Annotated in this window: 23 protein-coding genes and 1 other RNA gene; 6 read left to right on the top strand and 18 right to left on the bottom strand. The window is 44.9% G+C overall.

Features of this window, described 5'->3' with window-relative positions; all coding sequences use genetic code 11:
* Positions 1–136: 136 nt before the first annotated feature.
* Positions 137–1,687, top strand: a complete 1,551-nt coding sequence (locus tag ACUB3H_RS07235; protein ID WP_459130012.1) for a vWA domain-containing protein — start codon at positions 137–139, stop codon at positions 1,685–1,687.
* On the opposite strand, the gene ACUB3H_RS07230 is transcribed toward ACUB3H_RS07235, so the two are convergent.
* Positions 1,684–2,454: a PhzF family phenazine biosynthesis protein gene (locus tag ACUB3H_RS07230; protein WP_459130011.1), complete on the bottom strand. Its 771-nt coding sequence runs from the start codon at positions 2,452–2,454 to the stop codon at positions 1,684–1,686. The two genes, ACUB3H_RS07235 and ACUB3H_RS07230, sit on opposite strands and share 4 nt — an antisense overlap.
* Positions 2,455–2,557: 103 nt before the next feature.
* Here ACUB3H_RS07230 and ACUB3H_RS07225 point away from each other — a divergent pair, with 103 nt between their 5' ends.
* Positions 2,558–3,991, top strand: a complete 1,434-nt coding sequence (locus ACUB3H_RS07225; protein ID WP_459130010.1) for a basic amino acid/polyamine antiporter — start codon at positions 2,558–2,560, stop codon at positions 3,989–3,991.
* 41 nt (positions 3,992–4,032) lie between these two features.
* On the opposite strand, the gene ACUB3H_RS07220 is transcribed toward ACUB3H_RS07225, so the two are convergent.
* Positions 4,033–4,692, bottom strand: coding sequence for a Crp/Fnr family transcriptional regulator (locus ACUB3H_RS07220; protein ID WP_459130009.1), 660 nt, complete (start codon positions 4,690–4,692; stop codon positions 4,033–4,035).
* Between the two features lie 79 nt (positions 4,693–4,771).
* On the opposite strand from ACUB3H_RS07220, the gene ACUB3H_RS07215 reads away from it, so the two are divergent.
* The 4 genes from ACUB3H_RS07215 to ACUB3H_RS07200 all read left to right on the top strand — a co-directional run bounded on the left by ACUB3H_RS07215 (position 4,772) and on the right by ACUB3H_RS07200 (position 7,332).
* Positions 4,772–5,032: a TIGR04076 family protein gene (locus tag ACUB3H_RS07215; RefSeq protein ID WP_459130008.1), complete on the top strand. Its 261-nt coding sequence runs from the start codon at positions 4,772–4,774 to the stop codon at positions 5,030–5,032.
* The gene (locus ACUB3H_RS07210) at positions 5,029–5,712 is read left to right on the top strand and encodes an ATP-binding protein (protein WP_459130007.1); all 684 of its coding nucleotides are present in this window, start codon (positions 5,029–5,031) and stop codon (positions 5,710–5,712) included. Before ACUB3H_RS07215 ends, ACUB3H_RS07210 begins: the two co-directional genes overlap by 4 nt.
* Before the next feature lie 70 nt (positions 5,713–5,782).
* The gene (locus ACUB3H_RS07205; protein WP_459130006.1) at positions 5,783–6,601 is read left to right on the top strand and encodes a macro domain-containing protein; all 819 of its coding nucleotides are present in this window, start codon (positions 5,783–5,785) and stop codon (positions 6,599–6,601) included.
* A 77-nt stretch (positions 6,602–6,678) separates the two neighbouring features.
* Entirely contained in the window at positions 6,679–7,332 is a 654-nt protein-coding gene (locus ACUB3H_RS07200; RefSeq protein ID WP_459130005.1) for a vWA domain-containing protein, read from the top strand.
* 50 nt (positions 7,333–7,382) lie between these two features.
* Here the strand turns inward: ACUB3H_RS07200 and ssrA are convergent.
* The 16 genes from ssrA to ACUB3H_RS07120 form a co-directional block, all read right to left on the bottom strand.
* Positions 7,383–7,726: a transfer-messenger RNA gene (gene ssrA / locus ACUB3H_RS07195) on the bottom strand.
* A gap of 4 nt (positions 7,727–7,730) precedes the next feature.
* Positions 7,731–8,177: an SsrA-binding protein SmpB gene (gene smpB / locus ACUB3H_RS07190; RefSeq protein WP_459130004.1), complete on the bottom strand. Its 447-nt coding sequence runs from the start codon at positions 8,175–8,177 to the stop codon at positions 7,731–7,733.
* A gap of 82 nt (positions 8,178–8,259) precedes the next feature.
* Complete coding sequence (locus ACUB3H_RS07185) at positions 8,260–9,063, bottom strand: Cof-type HAD-IIB family hydrolase (RefSeq protein WP_459130003.1); 804 nt, start codon at positions 9,061–9,063, stop codon at positions 8,260–8,262.
* Positions 9,056–11,161: a ribonuclease R gene (rnr, locus tag ACUB3H_RS07180; RefSeq protein ID WP_459130002.1), complete on the bottom strand. Its 2,106-nt coding sequence runs from the start codon at positions 11,159–11,161 to the stop codon at positions 9,056–9,058. Before rnr ends, ACUB3H_RS07185 begins: the two co-directional genes overlap by 8 nt.
* A 52-nt stretch (positions 11,162–11,213) precedes the next feature.
* Complete coding sequence (locus ACUB3H_RS07175; protein WP_459130001.1) at positions 11,214–13,169, bottom strand: sodium-translocating pyrophosphatase; 1,956 nt, start codon at positions 13,167–13,169, stop codon at positions 11,214–11,216.
* Between the two features lie 12 nt (positions 13,170–13,181).
* On the bottom strand, positions 13,182–13,433 hold the full coding sequence (gene secG / locus ACUB3H_RS07170; protein WP_459130000.1) for a preprotein translocase subunit SecG: 252 nt from the start codon (positions 13,431–13,433) through the stop codon (positions 13,182–13,184).
* A gap of 100 nt (positions 13,434–13,533) precedes the next feature.
* Complete coding sequence (eno, locus tag ACUB3H_RS07165; protein ID WP_459129999.1) at positions 13,534–14,817, bottom strand: phosphopyruvate hydratase; 1,284 nt, start codon at positions 14,815–14,817, stop codon at positions 13,534–13,536.
* Positions 14,814–16,301, bottom strand: coding sequence for a 2,3-bisphosphoglycerate-independent phosphoglycerate mutase (gene gpmI / locus ACUB3H_RS07160; RefSeq protein WP_459129998.1), 1,488 nt, complete (start codon positions 16,299–16,301; stop codon positions 14,814–14,816). The genes eno and gpmI overlap by 4 nt, the downstream gene beginning before the upstream one ends.
* 7 nt (positions 16,302–16,308) lie before the next feature.
* A complete protein-coding gene (tpiA, locus tag ACUB3H_RS07155) occupies positions 16,309–17,055 on the bottom strand; it encodes a triose-phosphate isomerase (RefSeq protein ID WP_459129997.1) in 747 nt (248 codons plus the stop codon).
* 3 nt (positions 17,056–17,058) lie between these two features.
* Complete coding sequence (locus ACUB3H_RS07150; protein ID WP_459129996.1) at positions 17,059–18,237, bottom strand: phosphoglycerate kinase; 1,179 nt, start codon at positions 18,235–18,237, stop codon at positions 17,059–17,061.
* A gap of 43 nt (positions 18,238–18,280) precedes the next feature.
* Entirely contained in the window at positions 18,281–19,291 is a 1,011-nt protein-coding gene (gene gap / locus ACUB3H_RS07145) for a type I glyceraldehyde-3-phosphate dehydrogenase (protein ID WP_459129995.1), read from the bottom strand.
* 47 nt (positions 19,292–19,338) lie between these two features.
* Positions 19,339–19,629: a hypothetical protein gene (locus ACUB3H_RS07140; RefSeq protein ID WP_459129994.1), complete on the bottom strand. Its 291-nt coding sequence runs from the start codon at positions 19,627–19,629 to the stop codon at positions 19,339–19,341.
* The gene (locus ACUB3H_RS07135) at positions 19,629–20,576 is read right to left on the bottom strand and encodes an ABC transporter permease (protein WP_459129993.1); all 948 of its coding nucleotides are present in this window, start codon (positions 20,574–20,576) and stop codon (positions 19,629–19,631) included. The genes ACUB3H_RS07140 and ACUB3H_RS07135 overlap by 1 nt, the downstream gene beginning before the upstream one ends.
* Positions 20,573–21,628, bottom strand: coding sequence for an ABC transporter permease (locus ACUB3H_RS07130; RefSeq protein ID WP_459129992.1), 1,056 nt, complete (start codon positions 21,626–21,628; stop codon positions 20,573–20,575). The genes ACUB3H_RS07135 and ACUB3H_RS07130 overlap by 4 nt, the downstream gene beginning before the upstream one ends.
* Positions 21,621–23,147 (bottom strand): ABC transporter ATP-binding protein, encoded by a 1,527-nt coding sequence (locus ACUB3H_RS07125; RefSeq protein WP_459129991.1) that lies wholly within the window; start codon positions 23,145–23,147, stop codon positions 21,621–21,623. Before ACUB3H_RS07125 ends, ACUB3H_RS07130 begins: the two co-directional genes overlap by 8 nt.
* Positions 23,148–23,212: 65 nt before the next feature.
* Positions 23,213–24,313, bottom strand: a complete 1,101-nt coding sequence (locus tag ACUB3H_RS07120; RefSeq protein ID WP_459129990.1) for a BMP family lipoprotein — start codon at positions 24,311–24,313, stop codon at positions 23,213–23,215.
* Between the last annotated feature and the right edge of the window lie 17 nt (positions 24,314–24,330).

The following is a 24,330-nucleotide window of genomic DNA, read 5'->3' as shown; positions in this document are numbered from 1 at the left end:
ATTCTTCGTTACACTTTTTTTGTTCTATACATAACGCGACAATATTTGTTACATTATGTTAAGTCATGGTTTAGATTTTGTGAATTAAGGACAAAACCTCCTTTTCGATTGTATAGAGGGTGAAAAGGAGGAAACTATGGAAAAAATCATCGCACTACTTCTTGCACTTCTATTACTAGCTGGATGTGCACCACTTCAGGCAAAACAGCAAGCTCCCGTGTCGGAACATATCATGAATTCGCCGATAGTAGACATGGCAACAGATTCCTTAGCCCTTGACACAAAAGAAATCATGAACACAGAAGAATACAATCATGTAAAGGAATCGGGCTTCAAACTCACGAAAGTCAATCGTTACTCTACTTTTGCGGTCGATGTCGATACAGCGAGCTATGCAAATATTAGAAGACAGCTAAAAGCAGGATCCCTTCCTATAAAAGATTCTGTGCGTATCGAAGAGATGCTGAACTACTTCCGCTACGATTATTCGAAAGGAGAAAAGGCAGGTCCTTTTACCGTAACAAAAGAGTACTTCCCTACTCCCTGGAACAAAGACACGAAACTTTTACTCATCGGAATTCAGGCCAATGGCCCGAATCCCATTGTAAAAAAGAAAGCCAATAACTTCGTCTTTTTAATCGACGTGAGTGGCTCCATGGATACATCAAATAAGCTCCCTTTAGTGAAGCGCTCTTTCCTACAACTTCTAGAAAACTTGAATAAAGAGGATACGATCAGTATCGTCACCTATGCAAGTGTGGATAGCGTCGTCATTGAGGGAATAAAAGCTACAGAGACGACTAGAATAATGGATGCCATCGAAAACCTCACTGCTGGTGGAAGCACAGCCGGTAGTAGAGGGATAGAGACCGCTTATGAAATTGCAAGAAAATATTATAAGAAAGATGGAAATAACCGCGTCATCTTAGCCACAGACGGTGACTTAAACGTCGGACCGAGTTCTGAAGGTGAACTCGTAGAAATCATCGAAAAAGAGAAAAAAGCTGGCATTCAGCTCTCTGTCCTAGGCTTTGGAACAGGGAACCTCAAAGATAATAAGCTCGAGGCTTTAGCCGATCACGGCGACGGAAACTACGGGTATATCGACTCCATTCAAGAAGCGAGAAAGGTTCTTCTTGAAGAAATGGGTCAAAACCTAGAAATAATTGCGAAAGACGTGAAGCTTCAAATGGATTTCAATCCTCAATTCGTAAGAGGCTATCGATTAATCGGTTACGAAAACCGCCTCATGGATGCTGAAGACTTTGAAAACGATAAAAAAGACGGCGGAGAAATGGGTGCAGGTCACCGAATCACCGTCCTTTATGAAATCGTAGATTCCGAATCGAAGTACGAACTTCCAACGGTTTCGACAGACCCTAATCTAGAAATTCCCCCGGAAAGCAATAAGCTCGCCTCTCTTTCCATTCGCTACAAAGAGCCTACAAGCGAAGTTTCAGAAGGTCTCCGCTTGGATTTTGAACAGGATTCTTTTACGACAGGTATGAGCGAGAACGCTAAACTCAGTAGTGCACTCGCCGAATTTGGAATGCTCTTAAGAGATTCTGAATACAAGGGACAAAGTAGCTATCAAAGTGTCCTTGAGCGCTTAGAGAGCATCAAAGAAAAAGACGAGCTCGTGAAGGAACTCATCGAGCTCGTACAAAAAGCTAAACAAATGGATTAAATGGAGACTGCCCCACCTACCCAAGGGTAACCTTCCTCATCGACAAAGGCCTCAATGCGAGAAGGCTCTCCCATATCTTCACCTTGAAATATCGTAACGACTTCATTCGTCTTTACGATATTTTTTTTGTGAAGTAAACTCACGAGAGCGCCGTTTGAGGTTCCCGTCGCACATTCTTCATCGATTCCTACGAGTGGAGCGAAGTTTCTCACATGGAGGCCGTCGTGAAGCGTGTAGACGTGATAGCCTATGGCATCATTTTCCTTTTGAATGGCGTCTGAATAGATTCGATCGGGCTTTGCCACGTGTAAAAGAATTCTCGATTCAACCTCTACTAATATATCTTTTAGCCCCGTGCTTACGACATCGACATTTTTCGTTTTAACGCCTAGTGCTTCGTCCTTCCACTCTCCTTCAAAGGGAAAGAAAGTTGGTTGATCGAGTCGAAGAAAAACGACATCCTCTCTCACATCTACTTGATACGTTCCTTGGTTCGTTGTAAAGGACTGGACTCCCTCTTCTACGATCTCAAGTTTTTTTAATACACCAAAGAGAGCAAGTGTCGCGTGACCACAGATTCCAACCTCTTCTACGGGTGTAAAGAAGCGAGCAAACTTCTTTTCCGTGTCATAAAACACTGTTTCACTATAGCCATTGGCTTTAGCGAGAGCTTGCATTTCTGCAGGATTTCCCTGCTCTAATACGACAGCAGCCGTATTTCCACCTTGGCCCTGATAATTAAAAGCTTTTATTATATATTGTGTCATAAACCCTCCTTATTTAGTTATAAAAATTTTCTAGACAACCTCATTCTAAGTATATACAATAAGTCCGTGGAGAGAAAGATCTCTCAAAAATAAGGAGGCTTCTATGGAGCAAAATGAACGGACTCTGGGGGTATTCCCTCTAGCGATGTTCGCGGTAGGTCTTACACTCGCAAGCGGTGTCTTTAGTCTCAGCGGCGACTTTGCAGCAGGCGGAGCACACACCCTTGCAACTCTTATCGGTTGGGCAATCTGTGGCGTAGGAATGTTTGCACTTACCATGTGTTTCTTCAAACTTTCGATTGTAAAGAAGGATCTCACAAGTGGAATCTATTCTTATGCTAGAGAAGGTTTCGGTGACTACATCGGATTTAACTCAGCATGGGGCTACTGGATCAGTGCCATCCTTGCACAAATTTCATTCATCGCGTTATTATTCCAAACTCTTAGTTATTACATCTCTGCCTTCGGGAACGGAATGAACCTCACAGCTGTCATCGTTGCTTCTGTGATCATGTGGCTCTTTGCACTGTTAATTCTTCGTGGTGTAAACGAAGCAGTCGTTTTGAACGCTATCGTCGTTACCGCAAAGATCATTCCGATCATTGTCGTTCTCGTTGCTATCATCATCGGTGGCGCATTCAAATGGGAAATCTTCATGCAAAACTTCGCTGGAACGGGCGAAATGTCTCTTCTAGAACAAGTTCGTTCCACGGTCTATACTACCGTTTGGATCTTCATAGGTATCGAAGGTGCTGTCGTTATTTCTGGTCGTGGTAAGACACAAAAGATTTCAGGACAAGCAACCATCATCTCCTTCGTATCACTCTTCGTTCTCTATTTTGTCATTTCCTTCCTTTCGATGGGCGTTCTTCCAGCAGAAGAACTTGCAGCTCTTGAAAACCCATCTCTAGGTGGTGTACTTAAAGCAGTCGTCGGTGACTGGGGTGCAACGCTTGTAAACATTGGCGTTATCATCAGCTTAGGTGGAGCACTCTTTAGCTACACGATCCTCTGTGTTGATAGTGCAAATGGTCCTTCTGAACACAAGGCTTTCCCCGAATTCTTATCGAAGAAGAATAAGAACGGAGCACCAACATGGTCTGTTATCATTTCAGCCTTGGTCATTCAGATTTTCCTCATCATCGTATACTTTAACGATGCGACCTTCCAAGCTGCTTATGCGCTCTCTACTTCAGCTATCATGCTACCTTATGTACTCTCTGCTTTCTACTACTTCAAAGTCGTTTTAAAGAACGAAGACAAAGAGTTTGAACCCAACGGTAAGGTAGGCGCTTGGATCATTGCAATCCTCGGTTCAATCTATGGCTTCTGGCTACTCTATGCATCAGGAACAACATATATCCTCATCGCAAGCTTACTCTATGCACCAGGAACATTGATGTACCTCTATAACCGCAAGAAACGCGGACAAAAGCTCTTCAACAACACAGGCGATGTCATCGCTTGCCTCGTACTCATGGGAGCAGCTGTTGCATCCATCGTTCTTACAGTAAACGGAACCATTCAGTGGTTCTAATCCACGAAAAGCTTGAAAGCAGACACACGTGTCTGCTTTCTTTATTTTAACCTAAAGTGATTCTTGTCGTATTCGATAAGGCCCTCTCTTTTAAGCTTCGATAGCTCACTACTCATCGCCGAGCGATCGACCGACAGATAATCTGCAAGCTCCTGTCGATTAAAGGGTATCGAAAAGGTGGGAGAACCTTGACGCTTCTCCTCTTCTGAAAGATACGAAAGGAGCTTTTCTCTTGTGGAGCGCTTTGTAAGGTGAGAGATCTTTTGAACGAGCTTGCGGTTCTTTTCACTAATCGTAAAGAATAAGTTTTGAATTACCTTTTGATGAAAGCTACATCCCGCTTGACACGTACTAAGAAGTTCTAAGACATTAAAAGCGATCACCTTGGAATCGGTTAAAGCATAGACTTCATTTAAAAAGCCCCCACTCTCAGGTGCTACATAGGCTTCACCGAACATTTCACCAGGACTGATCTCGGCTAAGATCGAACGGTTTCCCCAGTAGTCGTCCTTTTGAATGTACAAGGAACCTTCTAAAAGGACGTAAATCTTTTGTACCCTCTCCCCTTCTCGAATGACGACCTCGTCCTTTTTAAAGCTCAAGACAGAGGTACGAAAGCACTCGAGAAACGACTCGATTTCACTTTCATTCACGCCATCGAAAAGGCGAGAACTTTTTAAAGCTAAAAATTTTTGATCCATTTTCTCCCTCGTTGTAAAAACAACATACTTACGACACTCATTCTACTATACTTAAGGCAAGAAAACAAAAGGAGGACCCATGAAGCCAAAGATTAAGATCACACTCGTAGACCGCCTAGGAAAATGCGGTTGCCACCGAGGCCACAAGGTAGGAGACACTTGGGACTACGATACCGAAAGAGGTAACCTCTGCCCCCTAGCCATGCATGTAGCCTTTGTGTACATTGATATTTTGCGCTATGGTGGGAATCCCCCGAGGGCCAATAATGGAGAAATTCGCTTTTGCTGCCCAGATAGTGACGTAGTGAACGTCTTTAAGATTGAGAAGGAGGAAGTATGATTCGAAGAATTATAAAAATTGATGAAGCCAAGTGCAACGGCTGTGGTGCATGTGCAAGTGCTTGCCACGAAGGTGCAATAAAGATGATAGACGGTGTCGCAAAGCTTACGAGAGAAGATTACTGTGACGGCTTAGGAGACTGCTTACCAGCATGTCCTACGGGAGCGATAACGTTCGAAGAAAGAGAAGCACCAGCTTACGATCATGAAGCTGTCATGAAATCAAAAGAAGCTAAGGAACCACTTCCTTGTGGATGCCCTGGTACACACGTAAAGACCTTTTCACATAAAGAAAGTGTCCAAGTTCCTCAAGAAGTGACGAGTGAACTCACTCAGTGGCCCGTACAGATTAAACTCGTTCCTACGAACGCTCCCTACTTCCAAGGTGCAAACCTTCTCGTCGCTGCCGATTGTACGGCCTTTGCCTACGGAAACTTCCACAGAGACTTTATCCGTAACCACGTGACACTCATCGGATGCCCGAAGTTAGACATGGTCGATTACACCGAGAAGCTCACAGAGATCATTCGAAATAACGACATTAAAAGCGTTAATATCGTTCGAATGGAAGTTCCTTGCTGTGGTGGACTCGAGCATGCCGTTAAGACTGCACTTCAACAGAGTGGGAAGTTTATCCCCTGGAGTGTCGTGACTATCACAACCGACGGAAATATCTTATAATAAGACCGAGTAGTCTAAGACTACTCGGTTTCCTTTTATGGATAGTAAGACACTTATGAGAGGAGCTCCCATGCCTTTTGAAATCATTCGAAATGAAATAGATAAGCTTCATGTAGATGCGATTGTAACAAAAGACTTTAAGCTTAATGAAAAAAATACGACTCACTCTATAAACGTGAGGATGAATGGTCAGACCGTTGAGGACTTCATTACCTCATCTTATAGAGAAGCCCTTCACTTAGCGAAAAAGCTTGAGCTCGAGTCCATCGCTTTCTTTTCAGAACCAAGTTCGCGTCACATGGCGTTAAAGGAAATGAGTAGCTTTCTCCTAGAAAACGACATGATGATCTACCTCGTCGTAGAAAATAAAGAAGACTTCTCCCTTTCAGAAGACCTCTATGACTCAGTAAGCCGTTATATCGAAGAAAACTTTAGTGAAACGGAGCTCCAAGAAGAAGTCATTCTTTTTGATCAACAAGTTTCACTAAAAAAGGCTCTATGCGCTCCCAAGTATTTCGATAACGATGACTTTACATCCCTTTTAGATGACCTCGATGCAGGCTTTACAGAAACTCTTTTAAAGCTCATCGACCGCACGGGAAAGAAGGACTCTGAGATCTATAAGAAAGCCAATGTCGATCGAAAGCTTTTTTCAAAAATCAGAAATAATCCTGATTACAGACCATCCAAATCGACAGCACTGGCCTTTGCCTTTGCACTGGAACTCGATCTCGAAGAAACAGAAGATTTTATCAGAAGAGCAGGCTACGCCCTCTCTCATAGCAGTAAGTTTGACATCATCGTCGAGTACTTTTTAATGAACAGAAACTACAACGTCTTTGAACTCAATGAAGTACTCTTTGCCTTTGATCAACCGCTCATCGGTTAAAATGTCGCTTTCTAAGCGACCAATCTTTCCTCCTTTTCACCTAGAATGAATTCACAAACATGAAGGAGGAATAAGAAATGACAGAACTCGTATTTATCCTAGACCGAAGTGGATCCATGAGAGGACTCGAACTAGACACCATTGGAGGATTTAACTCCATGCTTCATAAGCAGCGCCAGGAACCTGATGAAGCCTTAATCTCCACCGTACTCTTTGATCACGAATCCGTCGTGATTCACGACCGCGTGCCACTAAAGGAAGTGAGTGATCTAACGGAAAAGGAATACTTTGTACGAAGCTCTACCGCTCTTCTCGATGCCGTAGGTAGCGCAATCCACCACATTTCAAACGTCCATAAGTACGCTAGAAAAGAAGACGTTCCAGAAAAGACGCTCTTTATCATTACGACCGATGGTATGGAAAACTCAAGCCACGTCTACACCTATAAGAGTGTTCAAAAAATGATTAAAGAAAAGCGTGAAAAAAAGGGCTGGGAGTTCCTCTTCTTAGGTGCCAATATCGATGCACCGGAAGAAGCAGAGAAAATGGGAATTGAACCAGATATGGCAGTAACTTATCACTCTGATAAAGAAGGAACCGCTTTAAACTACGAGGTTCTAAGCGATGCGATCATGTATGCTAGATGCTGCGATGCACCACTTACAAAAGATTGGAAAAAGGTGATAGATGAAGATTTCCAAAAAAGAGGCGGAAAGAATAAGAAGAAATAAAAAAAGCCTTTGCGCTTAGTTTCTAAGCGGTAGGCTTTTTCTTTTGGTTTTGGTGGAGCTGGGGGGCATCGAACCCCCGTCCAAAAACAAATCCTCTACAGCATCTCCGAGCGCAGACACTTTTAATAATCATAGATTCTAAAGTGACAAACGGTCTATGATGTGCCTCTAAAACCACCTGCCCCCGAGGCAAGAACAGGATCGTGCACTTGAATGTTTATGTCCACAGGCGTCAAGTGCGAAAGGCCTTATGGACAAAGGCTGCTAGTTACGCAGCGTAAGCAAAATTATTGTTTGCGTTTAAATTTAGTTCCCAGTTCTTTTACGTGTACCCCAGGAGTAAACACGGCTCGCTTCCGTAGATTCTTTATCCCTGTCGAAACCATTCAGCCCCATGTTTAATAATTCTTTAGTGCACGGTCCATGGCGCGCTTTGCTTCTTTCTCTTTTAAGCTTTCTCTCTTATCGTAGAGCTTCTTACCTTGAGCAAGACCTATTTCTAGCTTTATGAGGTTTCTGTCGTTTACGTAGACCTTTAAGGGCACGACAGTGATCCCTTGCTTCTTTACTTCTTCATAGAGGGAATGGATCTCTCTCTTATGAAGGAGAAGCTTTCTGTCTCTTGTGGAGTCGACATTAAAGATGGAACTCTGTTCATAAGGAGACACGTGCATTCCTGTGATGTAGGCTTCATCTTGTCGAATTTCTATAAAGGCTTCTTTGATGCTTACTTTGCCATCCTTCATGCTCTTTACTTCGCTGCCTACAAGAGATAACCCGGCCTCGAAGGTCTTAAGGATGAAATAGTCATGATAAGCCTTCTTGTTAGTAGCTAGGTTCTTCATGCGTCCTCCAATTGGTATAGTATACTAAATTTTTATTCTACTGTCCACAAGGCTATGGTTTAAAAAATAGCCCTATTGAGGGCTATTCCATGGCCATGAGTTTTTCTAAGTAGATAGCTAGTCCATCCTCTTCTGGCTTCTTTATGACCGTCTTGGCACTTCTTAGAACGTTTTCTGGTGCACCTTCTATGACGAGGCTGTTCTCAAAAGCTAGAAGCATCGCGGTGTCGTTTTCGTTATCGCCTGCTACGTAGACTTCGTCGATTCCGAGCTGGTCTTTAAGCCACATGGTCGCTTTTCCCTTATCGGCATCTAAACTTATAATGTCATAGAGGTGCTCTAACGATCGAAAGACGTTCACGTGATCGAGGTTTCCTAGGTTTTCTAGGACGACCTTCGCTTCTTCAAGTGTTTCAAAGGTAAAGGAAAGCTTATGGATGTTCTTTGTGAGCTCCTCTGTGAATTCTCGTTGATAGCGTATGGGAATGTCGTAGCCTTTCGGGAGGTTTCTTCTGTAGTTTTCATACTGGAGGGCAACGGATTCTCGCTTATTCGCTATGAGCGAACGGTTCGTATAGACCTGACAGTAGCCATTCGTCTTATCCATGTACTTCCAAAGTCTTTCAACGACTTCTCCTGGTACACTCGCTTCGTGAACGAGCTCCTTGTTTTTATAGATGGCTGCTCCCGAGCAGCAGATGAGGTCTTCAGAGCATTCGATGTCGTCGGCATAGTACTCGACGCTACTTAAAAGCCTTCCTGTCGCGATGACAAACTCATTTCCTCTCGCCTTCCACTCTTTGATGGCTTTTTTCGTACGATCGGTAATGCGCTTAGAGCTACCTAAGAGTGTTCCATCGAGATCAGATACAAAGAGCTTAGTCATGGCTTTCCTCAGCTAAACCGAAGTTGATCTCACCTTGTTCGACATTGACTCTGATGAGCTGAACCATGATCTTATCACCGATCGTAAAGCGTGCTCCTGTTCGTTCGCCCTTTAGTGTGAGTGTCTCTTTTTCATAGTGGTAGAAGTCTTGCTTTAATTCACTTAGTCGAATGAGACCTTCTACGGTATTTTCGAGCTCTACGAATAGTCCAAAGCTCGTAACAGAACTGATCGTTCCTTCAAAGCACTGTCCGATCTTATCCTGCATGAACTCAGCCATCTTGATGTCGTCGACTTCGCGTTCACTTTCTTCTGCGTTTCGCTCTCTTTCACTCGATTGCTCTGCGACGACCTCTAGAATATCTTCGTAGTGCTTCTTTCTTTCGGGAGTAAAGAGTCCTTGAAGATTTTCTTTAATGATTCTGTGAATCTGTAGGTCAGGGTAACGTCTAATGGGTGACGTAAAGTGAGAGTAGTAGGTCGATGCCAGTCCAAAGTGGCCTTCCATGTAGTTCGTGTACTTCGCTTGCTTTAGGCTTCGAAGCATGAGCTTATTTACAATATTTGCATACGGCGTGCCCTTGACCTTCTGAATGAGTTCATTCACGCGCACGGGATCCATGTCATCTAACGTTCCCTCGAGCTTAAAGCCAAAGTTATAGATGACGCGGTTAAACTCCATGAGCTTTTCTTCTGAAGGCTTTTCGTGGGTTCTATAGAGGAATGGAATGTCTCTACTTCCATAGTGCTCACTGACGACTTCATTCGTAAGGATCATGAAGGCTTCGATGAGCTTATTAGCGATACGGCGGTCGCGCTTTTTAATGTCTACGACACGTCCTTCATCGTCTGCAATGATCTCGCTTTCCACGAAGCCAAAGTCGATGGAACCACGTTCCTTTTGCTTCTTTTCAAGCTTTTCTGCAAGCTCTTTAAAGAGAAGAAGATCTTCTTTGGCTTCTCCTTCGAAGAGTTCATTTTTTCCTTCTAAGAAGTCACTCACGTCGTCATAGACGAGTCGCATTTTGGAGTGAATGACTGATTCAAAGATCTCATGACTTACGACATTGGCGTCTTTATCGATGACCATCTCGACACTTAAGGTGAGTGAGTCCTCTCCCGGTCGAAGGGAGCAAAGCTCATTACTTAGAATTTCAGGAAGCATGGGAATGACCATGCCAGGAAAATAGATACTCGTTCCACGCTTAAAAGCTTCTCGATCGATGGGGTCGTTTTCTTTTACATAGTGCGTGACGTCAGCAATGTGAACACCAAGAAGGTATCCTTTTTCATGCGGTTCAATACTGATAGCATCGTCAAAGTCTTTCGCATCTCTTCCATCGATCGTTATGATAAAGCGGTCTCTTAAGTCTCTTCGCTTCTTAAGATCCTCTGCTGTAATCTCTCTTTTTAAGGTGTTGGCATGAGCTAGGACGTCTTCTGGAAAGTCAGTCTCTAATTCAAACATGCTTGCAACACTTTGAATATCTACAAAAGGCTCGCCTGGTTTTCCGATAATCTTCGTAACGCGTCCCTCAGGGTTTTTAGATCCTTTCGCATACTTTGTAATCTCGACCTCTACGACGTCATTTTGTTTCGCGCCTAACGTGCGATTGAGCGGAATGTAGATGTCTTGTTTAATTTTTCTATCTAAACTTACGACAAAGGCTGCAGTCGCACCGATGTCCATCTTTCCAACGACGCGGTTCGTGTTGTGCTCTAAGACCTTTTCTACATAGCCTTCAGGATTCGAATCTCCCTGAGCAGGCTTTGAGATGCACACGAGTACCTTATCGCCGTTCATGGCTCCATTGAGATGATTCTTATGGACAAAGATGTCCTTCATACCCTCTCGTTCGCTTATAAAGAAGCCAAAGCCACGCTCCGTAAGCTCAATGACTCCACTGAAGCATCCTTCGTCGCTTAAAAGGGAATACTTGCCCTTCTTCGTTCTTCTAAGAATGCCATCATGGACGAGTCCATCTAAGGCATCTTCGATGTCTTCTAAGGTTTCTTTTCCTAAAAACTTCTGAATATCGGCTGCTGAAAGTGCTTTTGTTCTTCTCTCTAAGAGTGCTTTAATTTCATTTTCCAACATAGTTCCCTCCATGAGTATACTTACCCAAAAAAAAGACGCCCTGAGGCGTCTTTTAGAAGAGTCCTGATAAGACTAAGCTTACAATCGTCATAAGTTTAATCAAGATGTTGATGGATGGTCCAGAGGTATCTTTAAAGGGGTCTCCAACGGTGTCACCTACGACACTCGCTTTATGAGCTTGAGAACCTTTTCCTCCGAAGAATCCGCTTTCTACATACTTCTTCGCATTATCCCATGCACCACCGCTGTTAGCCATAAAGATAGCCATGAGAACACCTGTAACGAGTGCACCAGCGAGAAGTCCGCCGAGTGCTTCCTTACCGAGAAGGAGTCCCATGCCGATGGGTGCTGCGATAGCCATGATACCAGGAATGATCATTTCACGAAGAGCAGCTCCTGTAGAAATATCTACGCAACGTGCGTAGTCAGGTGTTGCTGTTCCTTCCATGATACCTGGAATTTCTTTAAATTGTCTACGAACCTCTGCGATCATGTCGTTGGCTGCCTTACCTACGCTACGCATGGTAAATGCGCTAAATAGGAATGGAAGCATTCCACCGACAAGAAGTCCTACGACAACGAAAGGATTCAAGATATCGATCGATTTCAACTGAACGGCTTGTGCATAAGATGCAAAGAGTCCGAGCGCTGTAAGAGCAGCAGAACCGATAGCAAAACCTTTACCGATAGCAGCTGTCGTATTACCTACAGAGTCTAACTTATCTGTAATCTCACGAACAGAGTGAGGGCATTCACTCATTTCAGCGATTCCACCAGCGTTGTCAGCGATCGGCCCATAAGCATCGACGGCAATCGTAATACCTACGGTACTTAGCATACCGAGGCCTGCAAGGGCAATGCCAAAGAGTCCAGCGAAGTGGAAGCTTACGAGAATGGCAGCACTGATTAAGATAATTGGCCACATGGTTGAAAGCATTCCGATAGCGAGACCACTGATGATATTTGTAGCGGCTCCTGTCATGGACTGCTCAGCAATAGCCTTAACGTGCTTATAGCTATCGGAAGTGTAGTACTCTGTCACTTGACCGATTAAAACACCGCAAATGATACCAGAAGCGATGGCGTGAGCTTGATCAAAGCCTTGGAAGAAATACTGACTTAAAGCGTAAGAGCTTCCAAGAACAAGAAGACCACTGACGTAGGTTGCAATCTTAAGTGTTCTGTGTGGATCACTCTTTTCTCCACCTCTTACAAAGAAAATTCCGATCACAGAAGCGATGACGCCAATGGATGATAGTAAGAAGCTAAAGAGAAGTCCGTTTTCCTTGAACATGAGAGCACCGAGCGTCAAGGAAGCGAGAATGGCACCGACATAGCTTTCGAAGAGGTCAGCACCCATTCCTGCTACGTCACCGACGTTATCACCTACGTTATCTGCGATAACGGCTGGGTTTCTTGGGTCATCTTCAGGGATTCCAGCTTCGACCTTACCTACGAGGTCTGCTCCGACGTCAGCAGCTTTTGTATAGATTCCACCGCCAACGCGAGCAAAGAGTGCAACACTTGATGCTCCTAAGCTGAAGCCTGTTAAGATGTTTAAGTCTTTAAAGATTAGATAAATGACGCTTAATCCTAAGAGTCCGAGACCAACGACACAAAGTCCCATGACTGCGCCGCCGCTGAAGGCCACTTGAAGTGCTTTGTTCATACCAAAGTGCTCTGCAGCATTGGTCGTACGCACGTTTGCACGTGTAGAGATGCGCATTCCGATGTATCCAGCTAGGGTTGAGAAAAGGGTACCCACGAGGAATGCAACAGCCGTTTGCCAGTTGACGCCTAAGAAAAGAAGAACGGCCAACCCTGCCGCAAAGACAGAAATTGACCGATACTCACGGCTCAAAAAGGCCATAGCTCCCTCGTGAATATAGTCCGAAATCTCTTCCATACGCTTGGTTCCTACTTCTACAGTCATAATTCGACCATAGACTAAGAATAACGTAAATGCTAAAGCAATGAGGGAAGCGATTATAGGTACATATACGAGCATAAAGCCACTCCTTTAAAAAACGATTTTATGAAGTACAGTTAAAGCCACAGCGCTGATCATAAATACAATGGCAGAGATCAAAGTCAATCTTTCGAAAACGGAATCTAGACTACGTCCCTTTTGTTTTCCGAATAGCTGTTCTGCACCGCCACCGATCGCGCCACTAAGTCCAGCTGCTTTACCAGATTGCATTAAAACGCTACCGATAAGCACTAAACCACTGATAACAATCAGTGCAACGAAAATCCAATACAGTGTTGTCATGCTACCTCCTCTCTATAACATATATACTTTACTAGATAAATTGGCAAATGTAAAGATTTAGACAAAAAAAAGAGATGCTTAGCATCTCTTTCACAAGGTATTAGCCACGGAGGTTATAAAAAGCCTTTTCACCTTCAAAGCGAGCACTCTCAGCGAGCATATCTTCGATGCGAAGAAGTTGGTTGTATTTCTCGACGCGGTCTGTACGTGCAGGAGCACCCGTTTTAATTTGACCTGCGTTCGTAGCGACTGCGAGGTCAGCGATGGTTGAATCGCTCGTCTCACCACTTCTATGGCTTACGACAGCTGTCATTCCTGCTCTCTTTGCCATTTCGATCGCTTCTAGTGTCTCTGTAAGGGTTCCAATTTGATTTAACTTAATGAGGATAGCATTTGTAGCCTTCTCATCGATACCCTTTTGTAGACGCTTGGTGTTCGTTACATAGAGGTCGTCACCTACGAGCTGTACGCGGTTACCAATTCTTTGGTTAAGCTTCTTAAAGCCTTCCCAGTCTTCTTCATTGAAGCCATCTTCGATGGAGATGATCGGATACTTGTCACAAAGAGCTACGTAGAACTCGACGAGTTCATCGGTTGTAAAGCTCTTGCCTTCGCCCTCTAGCTTATAGATGCCGTCGTGGTAGAGTTCACTTGCAGCAACGTCAAGAGCGAGCTTCACGTCGTCACCGGGCTTATAACCAGCTTCTTTAATCGCTTCTACGATGATAGAAAGCGCTTCTTCGTTACTAGAAAGGTCTGGCGCAAAGCCACCTTCATCACCAATGCCACCGAGTAGGCCTTTGGCCTTTAGTACGCTCTTAAGGCTGTGGTAAATTTCTACGCCCATGCGAAGTGCTTCTTTAAAGCTCTTTGCACCGACAGGCATGATCATAAACTCTTGAATGTCGACGTTATTTGCAGCGTGTGCTCCGCCGTTTAGGATGTTCATCATCGGAAGTGGCAATACTCTTGCATTGATTCCACCGATGTACTCGTAGAGCGGAACACCTAATTCGTTGGCTGCTGCTCTTGCTACAGCGAGCGAAACGCCGAGCAGTGCATTTGCACCTAAGCGACCTTTGTTTTCTGTTCCATCGAGTGCGATCATCGCTTGATCGATGGCATATTGGTCAAACACGTCCATGCCGACAATTTCGTCAGCAATTTCTTCGTTTACGTTTTTTACTGCTTGTAGAACACCTTTACCGAGGTAGCGAGCCTTGTCTCCATCTCTTAATTCAACAGCTTCAAATTGGCCTGTAGAAGCTCCTGATGGAACTTGCGCTACACCTACAACACCGTCTTCAAGTGTTACTTCGACTTCGACGGTTGGATTGCCTCTGGAATCGAGCACTTCTCTTGCATATACATCTAAAATCGTCATTTTGTTCTCCTTAATAGTGATTCACCAGTCATTTCTTCTGGTTTTTGAATGTCCATGAGATCTAAAACCGTCGGCGCAATATCAGCGAGCTTTCCACCCGTACGAATCGTTCCAGTCTCCCCAACGATGAGGAAAGGAACAGGGTTTAAGCTGTGACTTGTGAGAACATTTCCAGATTCATCAATCATTTCTTCGGCATTGCCGTGATCGGCTGTAATGATCACAGAGATACCTTTTTCTTTACAGCATTCTACAATCTCTTCGAGGCAGGCGTCAACTTTTTTTATCGCTTGAACGGCTGCTTCGAAGACACCCGTATGACCTACCATGTCGGGGTTAGCAAAGTTACAGAGGTAAAAGTCTGCACGCTCTTCTTTGAGGGCCTCTACGAGTGCGTTTTTTACTCCCTCCGCACTCATTTCTGGCTGGAGGTCGTAGGTTGCAACCTTCGGTGAAGGGATGAGTCTTCGCTCTTCTCCTACAAAAGGTTCTTCCCTTCCTCCGTTAAAAAAGAAAGTGACGTGAGCATACTTCTCTGTTTCTGCGATACGAAATTGCTTGAGACCTAGATTTGAAAGGTATTCCCCAAGTGTATTTTCAATGCCCTTTGGAGGGTAGATCACTGTAAGCACTTGAAGGGTGTGATCGTACTCCGTCATGGTGAAGTAATGGAGGTCTAGAGCTTCGTGCGGGAACTCATTAAAGTCAGGCTGTGTAAGAGCTCTTGTAATTTCTCTTGCACGGTCGGGGCGGAAGTTAATGAAAAAGACGACATCGTCCTTTCGAATGAGTCCCTCAGGATCTACGATAAAGGGCTTAATGAATTCATCCGTTACGCCCGCTTCGTAGCTCTTTTTTACTCCCTCTACGGCAGAAGCGACTCGTTCGCCTTTACCGTAAACGATCGCATCATAGCTTTCTTTGATTCGCTCCCAGCGATTGTCTCGGTCCATCGCATAATAGCGACCACTTACCGTGGCAATGGGGCCATTGAGTTCTTCTAGGTAGTGAGCGCCTGAAGTGGGAGGAGTGTCTCTACCGTCCATGAAAGCATGAACGTAGGTCACTACTTCCTCGCGCTTTGCAATCTCTAGGATTCCCTTCACGTGTTCGATGTGCGAGTGCACACCACCATCACTAATGAGCCCTAGAATATGGAGCCTTCTACCGTGAACTTTAGCGAGTCTAAAGATCTCCTGAAAGCTTTCGTTTTGTTCGAGTGTTCCATCGGTCAAGTCCTTCGAGATTCTAGTGAGTGGCTGATAGATGACACGGCCTGCGCCAATATTCATGTGGCCGACCTCACTGTTACCCATCTGTCCCTCAGGAAGACCTACAAAGAGGCCATCTGTTCGAAGGGTGCCCCTGGGACACTCGTTTAGTAGGCGGTTGAAGTACGTGGCATGAGCCTCGAGTACGGCGTTTCCTCTTGTGAGAACCGTCTCTCCCCAACCGTCTAAAATAATTAGTGCTGCTTTATTCATTGATACCTTATTTCTTGTAATGGATGAGGCGTAGGAAGCTTTCGGGATTTAAGCTTGCGCCTCCGACGAGTACACCGTCGATATTGGGCTCACTCATGAGTCCATCGATCGTCTCAGGCTTTACGCTACCTCCGTAGAGAATCGTCATCGTCTCACCCGCTTCTTTCCCGAAGCGTTCCTCGATGGTCTCGCGAATAAAACGACACATGCTCTCAGCATCTTCGTTGGTCGCGCTCTTTCCTGTTCCGATCGCCCAAATGGGCTCATAGGCGATATTTACTAGGTGCGTGGAATCGCTTTCGATGAGTTCGAGATCGGTCAGAAGTTGTCTCTTTACGACAGCCTCTGCTTGTCCGCTTTCTCTCTCCTCTAAGCTTTCTCCTACGCAGAGAATCACCTCAAAGTCCTTTTGAACGGCTTTTAAAACCTTTTCTTTTAAAGCTTCATCCGTTTCGTTGTAATACTGTCTGCGTTCGCTGTGACCGATGATGCTCATTTGAACTCCGATGTCTTGAAGCATCTCGACACTGACTTCACCCGTATAAGCTCCCGTATCTTTAAAGTGGACGTTTTGTGCAGCGATTTCAATCGGTACATCACTTAATTCCACCATGTCCTGAAGAGCAATATAGGGAGGACAGATGACGACACGATCTTGAACATCTGATAGATCACCGAGTTCTTTTAGAAACTCCTTGGCGGTCTGGTTCGTGTGATTCATCTTCCAGTTTCCAGCGATCATTTTATAACGCACGAGTTACTCCTTATCTGACAGCGCATCGATACCAGGAAGAATTTTTCCCTCTAAGAGCTCTAGACTTGCTCCCCCACCCGTTGAGATGTGGGTCATCTTATCGTCAAGACCAAATTGGTTCACGGCTGCAGCGCTGTCTCCACCGCCGATGATAGTAGTTCCCTTGGAATCTGCTAATGCTTCTGCAATAGCACGCGTTCCCTTGGAGAAGTTTTCGAGTTCGAAAGCTCCCAGCGGTCCGTTCCAAAGAATCGTCTCAGCATCCTTTAATTCGTTCTTAAAGAGCTCGATACTCTTTTCTCCGATATCTAGGCCCATGAGTCCTTCTGGAACTTCACCGTCTGCATAGATAGGATCTTGATTTTCGAAAGCCGAAGCTGCTAAGAAGTCTACAGGAAGAACGATCTTTCCCTGTGCTTTTTCTAGCATCTCTTTGGCATATTCCAAGCGATCTTCTTCAAGTAAGCTGTTTCCGATGTTCTTTCCTTGTGCCTTTAAGAAAGTGAAGGCCATTCCACCGCCAATTAAAATCTTATCGACGATCGTTAGGAGTCTTTCAATGACCTTGATCTTATCAGAAACCTTTGCACCACCTAAGATGGCTACAAAAGGACGTTTCGGCTCTTCAAGAGCTCCTTCTAAGAAAGTGAGTTCTTTTTCGATTAAGAAACCGCCTACTGATTCCTCCATGAACTTTGTGATTCCAACGTTTGAGGAATGAGCACGGTGCGCTGTTCCAAAAGCGTCGTCTACAAAGATCTCACTGAATCGAGCGAGTTCTTTACTAAATGCTTCGTCATTTTTTGTTTCTCCTGAAACAAAACGCGTATTTTCAAGAAGCATTACTTCTTTCTGATCCATCTTTTTAAACGTATCGACGATGAGGTCGTTTACTACTTGATTGGATGGAATGAAGTGGACCTTTTTTCCTAAAAGCTCTTCTAAGCGCTCTGCCACAGGACGAAGTGTAAAGGCTGGATCGCCTGGTTCTTTCGGTTTACCGAGGTGACTTGCGAGTACAACTCGAGCACCATTGTCGAGTAAGTAGTTAATGGTCGGAAGGGCGCCGACGATGCGTGTGTCGTCTGTAACGACTTCATCTTTAATCGGAACGTTAAAGTCTACGCGGACAAATACGTCCTTACCCTTGACATCAATATCTCTAAGCGTCTTCTTTGCCATGCTTTTCCTCCTAAAAACCCGAACTTGCGTCCGGGTTTTGTCATTACATTCCTTTTTCGATCATGTAGTCTACGAGGTCTACTACACGACTTGAGTATCCATACTCGTTGTCATACCAAGCGATAACTTTTAAGAGATTGCCGTCTACGACTGCAGTCGATAGTCCATCGACGATGGAAGAACGTGGATCTCCTTTGTAGTCCATGGAAACGAGTGGCTCATCGCTGTAACCGAGGAAGCCCTTCATGGTCGTCTCTGCTGCTTCTTTAAGAGCAGCATTCACTTCTTCAACCGTTACGTCTTTTTTCATCTCAGCGTTTAAGTCTACGAGAGATACGGTTGGTGTAGGAACGCGAAGGCTAATGCCATCAATTTTACCCTTCATGGAAGGAAGAACGAGTGCTGTTGCAGTAGCTGCACCAGTCGTTGTAGGAATGATATTGAGTGCTGCTGCACGTGCACGACGTGGGTCCTTATGGGAACCGTCTACGAGCACTTGGTCGTTCGTATAAGCGTGAACAGTTGTCATGAACGCATGAACGATACCAAACTTTTCTTCAAGGACTTTGACGACAGGAGCTAGGCAGTTTGTCGTACAAGAAGCATTACTAATCATGAAGTGCTTTTCTGGATCGTAATCTTGTTCATTGACACCCATGACGATCGTAACGTCGTCACCCTTTGCAGGAGCTGTGATAAGAACACGCTTTGCTCCAGCATTGAAGTGAGCTTGTACAGTATCACGATCTCTGTAACGACCTGATGCATCGATGACGAGATCGATATTGTGCTTCTTCCACTCTAGCTTTTCTGGCTCACGGATGTTCGTAACGAGAATGTCGTGACCGTCGATCGTTAACACGTTATCCTTTAGAGAGACTTCGCCAGGATATGTACCATAGACGGAGTCATACTTCATGCTGCGTACGACCATGGAAAGATCTCTAACACCATTTAGTAAAACGATTTCCCAATCTTTCTTTTCCTGAAGTGCCCAAATACGCATGACAGCTTCACCGATACGACCAAATCCGTTCAGACCAACTCTGACCATTTTTTCCTCCTAAAATGTTTGTTCGCCGTTAATTCGGCAATGGTTCACTATTTTTGTTTGTTTTTGACCTTTTTAAATAAAGTACGAAACCTCTCGATGACATTGTTACCCACAGGCAAGATCAATAATCCTTTGGGGGTGACTTCGAGATAGCCCTTTTGGGCTAAAAACTGGATCTCATTACGCACCTCACGCTCTTTAATTTCAAGCTCAGAGGAGAGAGTACGACGTCCACACAGGGGATGCTCCGAGACGAAGGTTAAAATCAAGTAACGTACTTGAAAACGTTCGTCGAGTTCTGGTACGAACTCCTTTAATTTTCTATATTCCTTAATCATTAGCGCCTCGATACGTCATACGGTTCACCGACTGCTTGAGGACCTAAGTTCTTACGACTAAAGGCGAGCATGGCGATGATCGTTAAGATGTAAGGTAAAAGGTTAAAGATTTCGTTGGGGACGCTAGCGAGAAGCGGAACGTCCTTTGAATAGATGGAGACGATCTGGCTAAAGCCAAAGAAGAGTCCTGCTCCAAAAACGCCCCAGGGATTCCACTGTCCAAAGATTAAAGCAGCTAAAGCGATAAATCCGACGCCGTGGATCGATCCGGCAGTAAATTGAGTCGACTGCGTAAGGACCATGATGCCACCCGAAAGACCTGCTAAAACACCACTTAAGATGACGCCGATGTAGCGAAGCTTAAGAACTGAAATTCCGACAGAATCGGCAGCCGATGGATTTTCTCCACAAGCTCTTAAGCGCAGTCCAAAGCGCGTACGAAAAACGACGAATTTTGTGACGATCACGAGTAGGATCGCTAAGAAGACAGTAGGATAGATGTTACTAAAGAGGCCACCGATCACAGGAATGTCCTTTAAGAAAGGAATGGACTCTTTTGAGAAGCCGTAGTTAAAGGTACGGGTGCGTTGTTGGTGGAAGATGATCTGGCAGAAGTAAACCGTGATTCCAACTGAAAGCATGTTTACGGCCGTACCGCTAATAATTTGATCGGCTTTTAAGTTAATCGATGCAAAGGCGTGAATGAGCGAATAGATGGCTCCTGCAAGACTCGCTAAAAGAATGGCGATCCAAGGGGCTGCACCACCTAACACTTCCTCCGTAAGAGGAACGAAGGTCGCAGCGACAAACGCTCCAATGACCATGATACCTTCTAGAGCAATATTTGTGACACCACTTCGTTCGCTGAAGAGTCCGCCTAGTGCAGTAATGATGATGGGGGTCGCGAAGTTCAAGCTCAGTACGAGCATGGAAAAGAAAATATTCATCGTTTCCCTCCATTCTTACGCTTCATAAAGAAGTACTCGATGCCATTTTGCATCGCAACGAAAAGGATGATGAGTCCCGTTACGATGTTCGTAATCTCTAGCGGAATCTTTTGGAATTGCATGAGGGCCTGAGAACTCTTTAGCGCACCGAAGAGAAGCCCTGCAAAGAGAATACCAAAGGCGTTATTGCCTCCTAAGAGAGCAACGGCTAGTCCATCGAAACCGTAGTTTTCAAAGCCATAGAGTACGCGGCCGTAGTCAAAGGTTCCTAAGGAGAGCATGCTTCCACCGAGACCTGCAAAGAATCCTGCTAAAGCCATGGAAGCGATGATGCGGCTAGAAACAGGAATACCTGCATACTCAGCGGCTTCGTTATTAAAACCAACTGCGCGAAGCTCATAGCCGAAGGTCGTTCGCGTAATGATGAAGTGGTACAAGAAGAGTGCTACGAGCACGATGATAAAGCCCCAGTGCAAGCGGCTTCCACCCGTTAAACTTGTAAGCCAGTCACTCTGAAGGAGTGCGCTATCAGGAAGTGTCACTGTCTTTTGGTTGTCACTACCCGGTAGCATCTTTAATAGGAGCGCCGAAACATAAAGTGCTACATAGTTAAGCATGATCGTAACGACAACCTCGTGGACACCAAACTTAGCTTTAAGGAATCCTGGAATCACGCCCCAAAGAGCGCCTAGAAGACCTGCTACTAAGATAGCAAGGGCGACGTGAACGACAGGAGGTAGCTTAAAGAGAATACCTACTGCTACAGCGCCTAAGGATCCCATCAAGAGCTGTCCTTCGCCACCAATGTTAAAGAGACCTGTGCGGAAAGCAAAGCCTACGCTAAGACCGGCGAGAATGATCGGAAGTGACATCTGGACAAATTCACCGATGTAGCGTGGGTTGAAGTTTCCCGTCTGAAGGTCATAACCTGAAATTGTTCGAATGATTGCGATAAAGAAGTTAATGGGGTTAATTCCTGTGAGTACCATGACAAAGGAGGCGATGATAAAGGCCAATAAGATGGCGATCATCGATAGCTTTAATTTACTCATGTCTTACCTCCTTTGATCCACTCATGAGAAGCCCAAGGGTCTGAATGTCTGCATCCTTGGCATCCATCTCACCAACGATCTCTCCCTCGTAGATGACGAGGATTCTATCCGAAAGATCGAGGACTTCATCGAGCTCAAAGCTCACTAAAAGCACGCCCGCTCCTTCATCACGAAGTTCGACGAGTTGCTTATGGATGTATTCGATAGCTCCTACGTCGAGACCACGCGTCGGCTGACTTGCGATCATGAGCTTCGGGCGAAGCTCCATTTCGCGGCCGATGATGGCTTTTTGCTGATTACCACCACTCATGGTGCGAGCGAGACTCTTCTCTCCCGAGCCACTACGAACGTCGTAAGCTTCAATAATTTCTTTGGCTTTTTCTGTGATCTTGTCACGATTTAGAATGCCACGAACGGTATAAGGTTTTTCATCGTAACGCTCTAAGATGAGATTTTCTCTTAGGTCAAAGTCCAAAATGAGTCCACGCTTTTGGCGATCCTCTGGAATGTGACCGTAATTCAAGCGCTTTCTGTCGGAGCTCTTTAATTCCTTAAAGCTCTCACCGTAAATATTGACTTCTCCAGACTTGATCTTTCTAAGGCCTGTGAGGGCCTCTACGAGTTCTCTTTGACCGTTACCGTCAACGCCTGCGAGACCTACAATCTCTCCAGAACGAACTTCGAAGTTCAAGTTCTTTACGGCTTCGAGTCCTCTCACGTCATCGATGTACAGGTTTTTCACCTGAAGAACCGTTTCCTTAGGTTCTGAAGGCTTCTTTTCTACAGAGAAGCTAACCTTTCTTCCGACCATCATCTCTGCGAGGCTTTCACTCGTGGCATCGCTTTTATTGACGACACCGATGAGTTGACCTCTACGAAGGACGGCGATACGATCGGCAACTTCCATGATCTCTTTTAGCTTATGGGTAATGAGGATGATGCTCTTTCCCTCTTCTACAAAGCCTTTTAGGATCTCCATCAATTCTTCGATTTCAGGCGGCGTAAGGACTGCCGTCGGTTCATCGAGAATAATGATGTCGGCATCGCGGTAGAGAACCTTTAAGATTTCGACACGTTGCTGCATACCGACGGAGATGTCTTCGATCTTCGCATCGACATCGACACCGAGTCCATAGCGCTGAGAAAGTTCTTTAACGCGAGCTCTCGCTTCCTTCCAGTCGACGTCTAAGCCTTTCATCGGTTCTGCACCTAAGACGATATTTTCCGTCACCGTGAACTTATCGATCAATTTGAAGTGCTGGTGGATCATTCCGATTCCCTGGTCGTACGCAACATTAGGGTTCGTCACTTGAATCTTTTTGCCCTTGATCCAAATTTCTCCCTCTTCTGGTTGATAAAAACCAAATAGAATGGACATGAGGGTGCTCTTACCGGCACCATTTTCTCCCAGGAGAGCTAAAATCTCCCCATCATGTAGAGAAATACTGACATCATCGTTTGCGACAATTCCAGGAAACCGCTTGGTAATGTGTTTCATTTCTACAATAGCTTCTGCCATAACTGTCTCCTTTGCTACTTTTATTATACAAAAAAAAGAGCATCTTTCGATGCCCTTTTCACTATTTATTTTTTACGTGTAGGAACTGGGTCAATTTTGATCGTGCCAGCGATAACGTCAGCTTTATATTTGTTGATCTGTTCAACCCATTCAGGCTTGAGGTTGGGGTTTACAGATGGGATGTCTACACCGTTATTAGCGAGGCTAAATACGTATGTTCCACCCTTGAATTCTCCCTTAGCAACCATCTTAGCGATATCGTAAGAAGCTTGGTCAACGCGCTTAATCATACTTGTTAAGACTGCGCTCTTTTGACCGTCTTTAAGCATACCTTCAGCGTATTGGTCTTTATCAACACCGATAACCCATACGTCTTGGCCGTTATTGGCACGGTCTTTGGCTTCTTTGATAACACCGTTACCTGTTGAACCAGCTGCATGGTAGATGATATATGCACCAGCATCATACATCTTAGCTGCGATGGTTTGTCCTTCTTCTGCCTTGTCAAAGCCAGAAGCATAGTCGATCATCACTTCGAAGTTAGGATCTACTGCTTTTACGCCTTGTTCAAAACCAGCTTCGAACTTTTGAATGAGGTCGAAGTCAGCTCCGCCGATGAAACCAACCTTGGTCTTTCCAGCTTCTTTTGCCTTTAGACCAGCAGCTAAACCAACGAGGTAGCTTCCTTCGTGTTCAGCGAATACTGCGTTAGCTACGTTTGGAGCATCGACGACAGCGTCGAGGAATAGAATCTTTTGCTCTGGGAAAGTCTTAGCGATTTCAGCAATAGCTTGCTCGAAGAGGAAGCCAGGAGCTACGATAAGATCTTTCTTAGCGTCAGCAAATTGAGTGAGGTTAGGAATGTAGTCAGCGTCTGTGATCGATTGAAGGTAGCTTAAGTTATCCTTCTTCTCTGGTAAGTACTTTTCTTGGTAAGCCTTTAGGCCTTCGTACGTACCTTGGTTAAAGCTCTTGTCATCGATACCACCTGTATCTGTAACGAGACCCATGGTGATCTCTTTTACGTCTTCAGGTTTTAGGTTGTCGTTATCGACAATCTTGACAGTTTCTGTTTTTGTTGGCTCTGTTGATGTAGCTTCTTTTGGTTGACAACCAACTGCAAAAACGAGCACTAATACTAACATGATAGATAAAATGCGTTTCATGTTACCTCCTTTTAGAA

The sequence above is a fragment of the Guggenheimella bovis genome, from assembly GCF_054492335.1.
Note: the sequence above shows the minus strand (reverse complement) of the source record. Positions and strands in the feature narration are given on the sequence as shown.

What these genes read in the sequence shown, in the direction of transcription:
- ACUB3H_RS07175 (WP_459130001.1), bottom strand. Translation starts at nt 13,169, where the DNA reads ATGCTCGTATATGTACCTATAATCGCTTCCCTCATTGCTTTAGCATTT.
- ACUB3H_RS07215 (WP_459130008.1), top strand. Translation starts at nt 4,772, where the DNA reads ATGAAGCCAAAGATTAAGATCACACTCGTAGACCGCCTAGGAAAATGC.
- gap (WP_459129995.1), bottom strand. Translation starts at nt 19,291, where the DNA reads ATGGTCAGAGTTGGTCTGAACGGATTTGGTCGTATCGGTGAAGCTGTC.
- gpmI (WP_459129998.1), bottom strand. Translation starts at nt 16,301, where the DNA reads ATGAATAAAGCAGCACTAATTATTTTAGACGGTTGGGGAGAGACGGTT.
- ACUB3H_RS07200 (WP_459130005.1), top strand. Translation starts at nt 6,679, where the DNA reads ATGACAGAACTCGTATTTATCCTAGACCGAAGTGGATCCATGAGAGGA.
- secG (WP_459130000.1), bottom strand. Translation starts at nt 13,433, where the DNA reads ATGACAACACTGTATTGGATTTTCGTTGCACTGATTGTTATCAGTGGT.
- ACUB3H_RS07230 (WP_459130011.1), bottom strand. Translation starts at nt 2,454, where the DNA reads ATGACACAATATATAATAAAAGCTTTTAATTATCAGGGCCAAGGTGGA.
- smpB (WP_459130004.1), bottom strand. Translation starts at nt 8,177, where the DNA reads ATGAAGAACCTAGCTACTAACAAGAAGGCTTATCATGACTATTTCATC.
- ACUB3H_RS07225 (WP_459130010.1), top strand. Translation starts at nt 2,558, where the DNA reads ATGGAGCAAAATGAACGGACTCTGGGGGTATTCCCTCTAGCGATGTTC.
- ACUB3H_RS07220 (WP_459130009.1), bottom strand. Translation starts at nt 4,692, where the DNA reads ATGGATCAAAAATTTTTAGCTTTAAAAAGTTCTCGCCTTTTCGATGGC.
- ACUB3H_RS07120 (WP_459129990.1), bottom strand. Translation starts at nt 24,313, where the DNA reads ATGAAACGCATTTTATCTATCATGTTAGTATTAGTGCTCGTTTTTGCA.
- ACUB3H_RS07185 (WP_459130003.1), bottom strand. Translation starts at nt 9,063, where the DNA reads ATGACTAAGCTCTTTGTATCTGATCTCGATGGAACACTCTTAGGTAGC.
- ACUB3H_RS07140 (WP_459129994.1), bottom strand. Translation starts at nt 19,629, where the DNA reads ATGATTAAGGAATATAGAAAATTAAAGGAGTTCGTACCAGAACTCGAC.
- ACUB3H_RS07135 (WP_459129993.1), bottom strand. Translation starts at nt 20,576, where the DNA reads ATGAATATTTTCTTTTCCATGCTCGTACTGAGCTTGAACTTCGCGACC.
- ACUB3H_RS07150 (WP_459129996.1), bottom strand. Translation starts at nt 18,237, where the DNA reads ATGGCAAAGAAGACGCTTAGAGATATTGATGTCAAGGGTAAGGACGTA.
- ACUB3H_RS07205 (WP_459130006.1), top strand. Translation starts at nt 5,783, where the DNA reads ATGCCTTTTGAAATCATTCGAAATGAAATAGATAAGCTTCATGTAGAT.
- eno (WP_459129999.1), bottom strand. Translation starts at nt 14,817, where the DNA reads ATGACGATTTTAGATGTATATGCAAGAGAAGTGCTCGATTCCAGAGGC.
- ACUB3H_RS07210 (WP_459130007.1), top strand. Translation starts at nt 5,029, where the DNA reads ATGATTCGAAGAATTATAAAAATTGATGAAGCCAAGTGCAACGGCTGT.
- ACUB3H_RS07235 (WP_459130012.1), top strand. Translation starts at nt 137, where the DNA reads ATGGAAAAAATCATCGCACTACTTCTTGCACTTCTATTACTAGCTGGA.
- ACUB3H_RS07130 (WP_459129992.1), bottom strand. Translation starts at nt 21,628, where the DNA reads ATGAGTAAATTAAAGCTATCGATGATCGCCATCTTATTGGCCTTTATC.
- ACUB3H_RS07125 (WP_459129991.1), bottom strand. Translation starts at nt 23,147, where the DNA reads ATGGCAGAAGCTATTGTAGAAATGAAACACATTACCAAGCGGTTTCCT.
- rnr (WP_459130002.1), bottom strand. Translation starts at nt 11,161, where the DNA reads ATGTTGGAAAATGAAATTAAAGCACTCTTAGAGAGAAGAACAAAAGCA.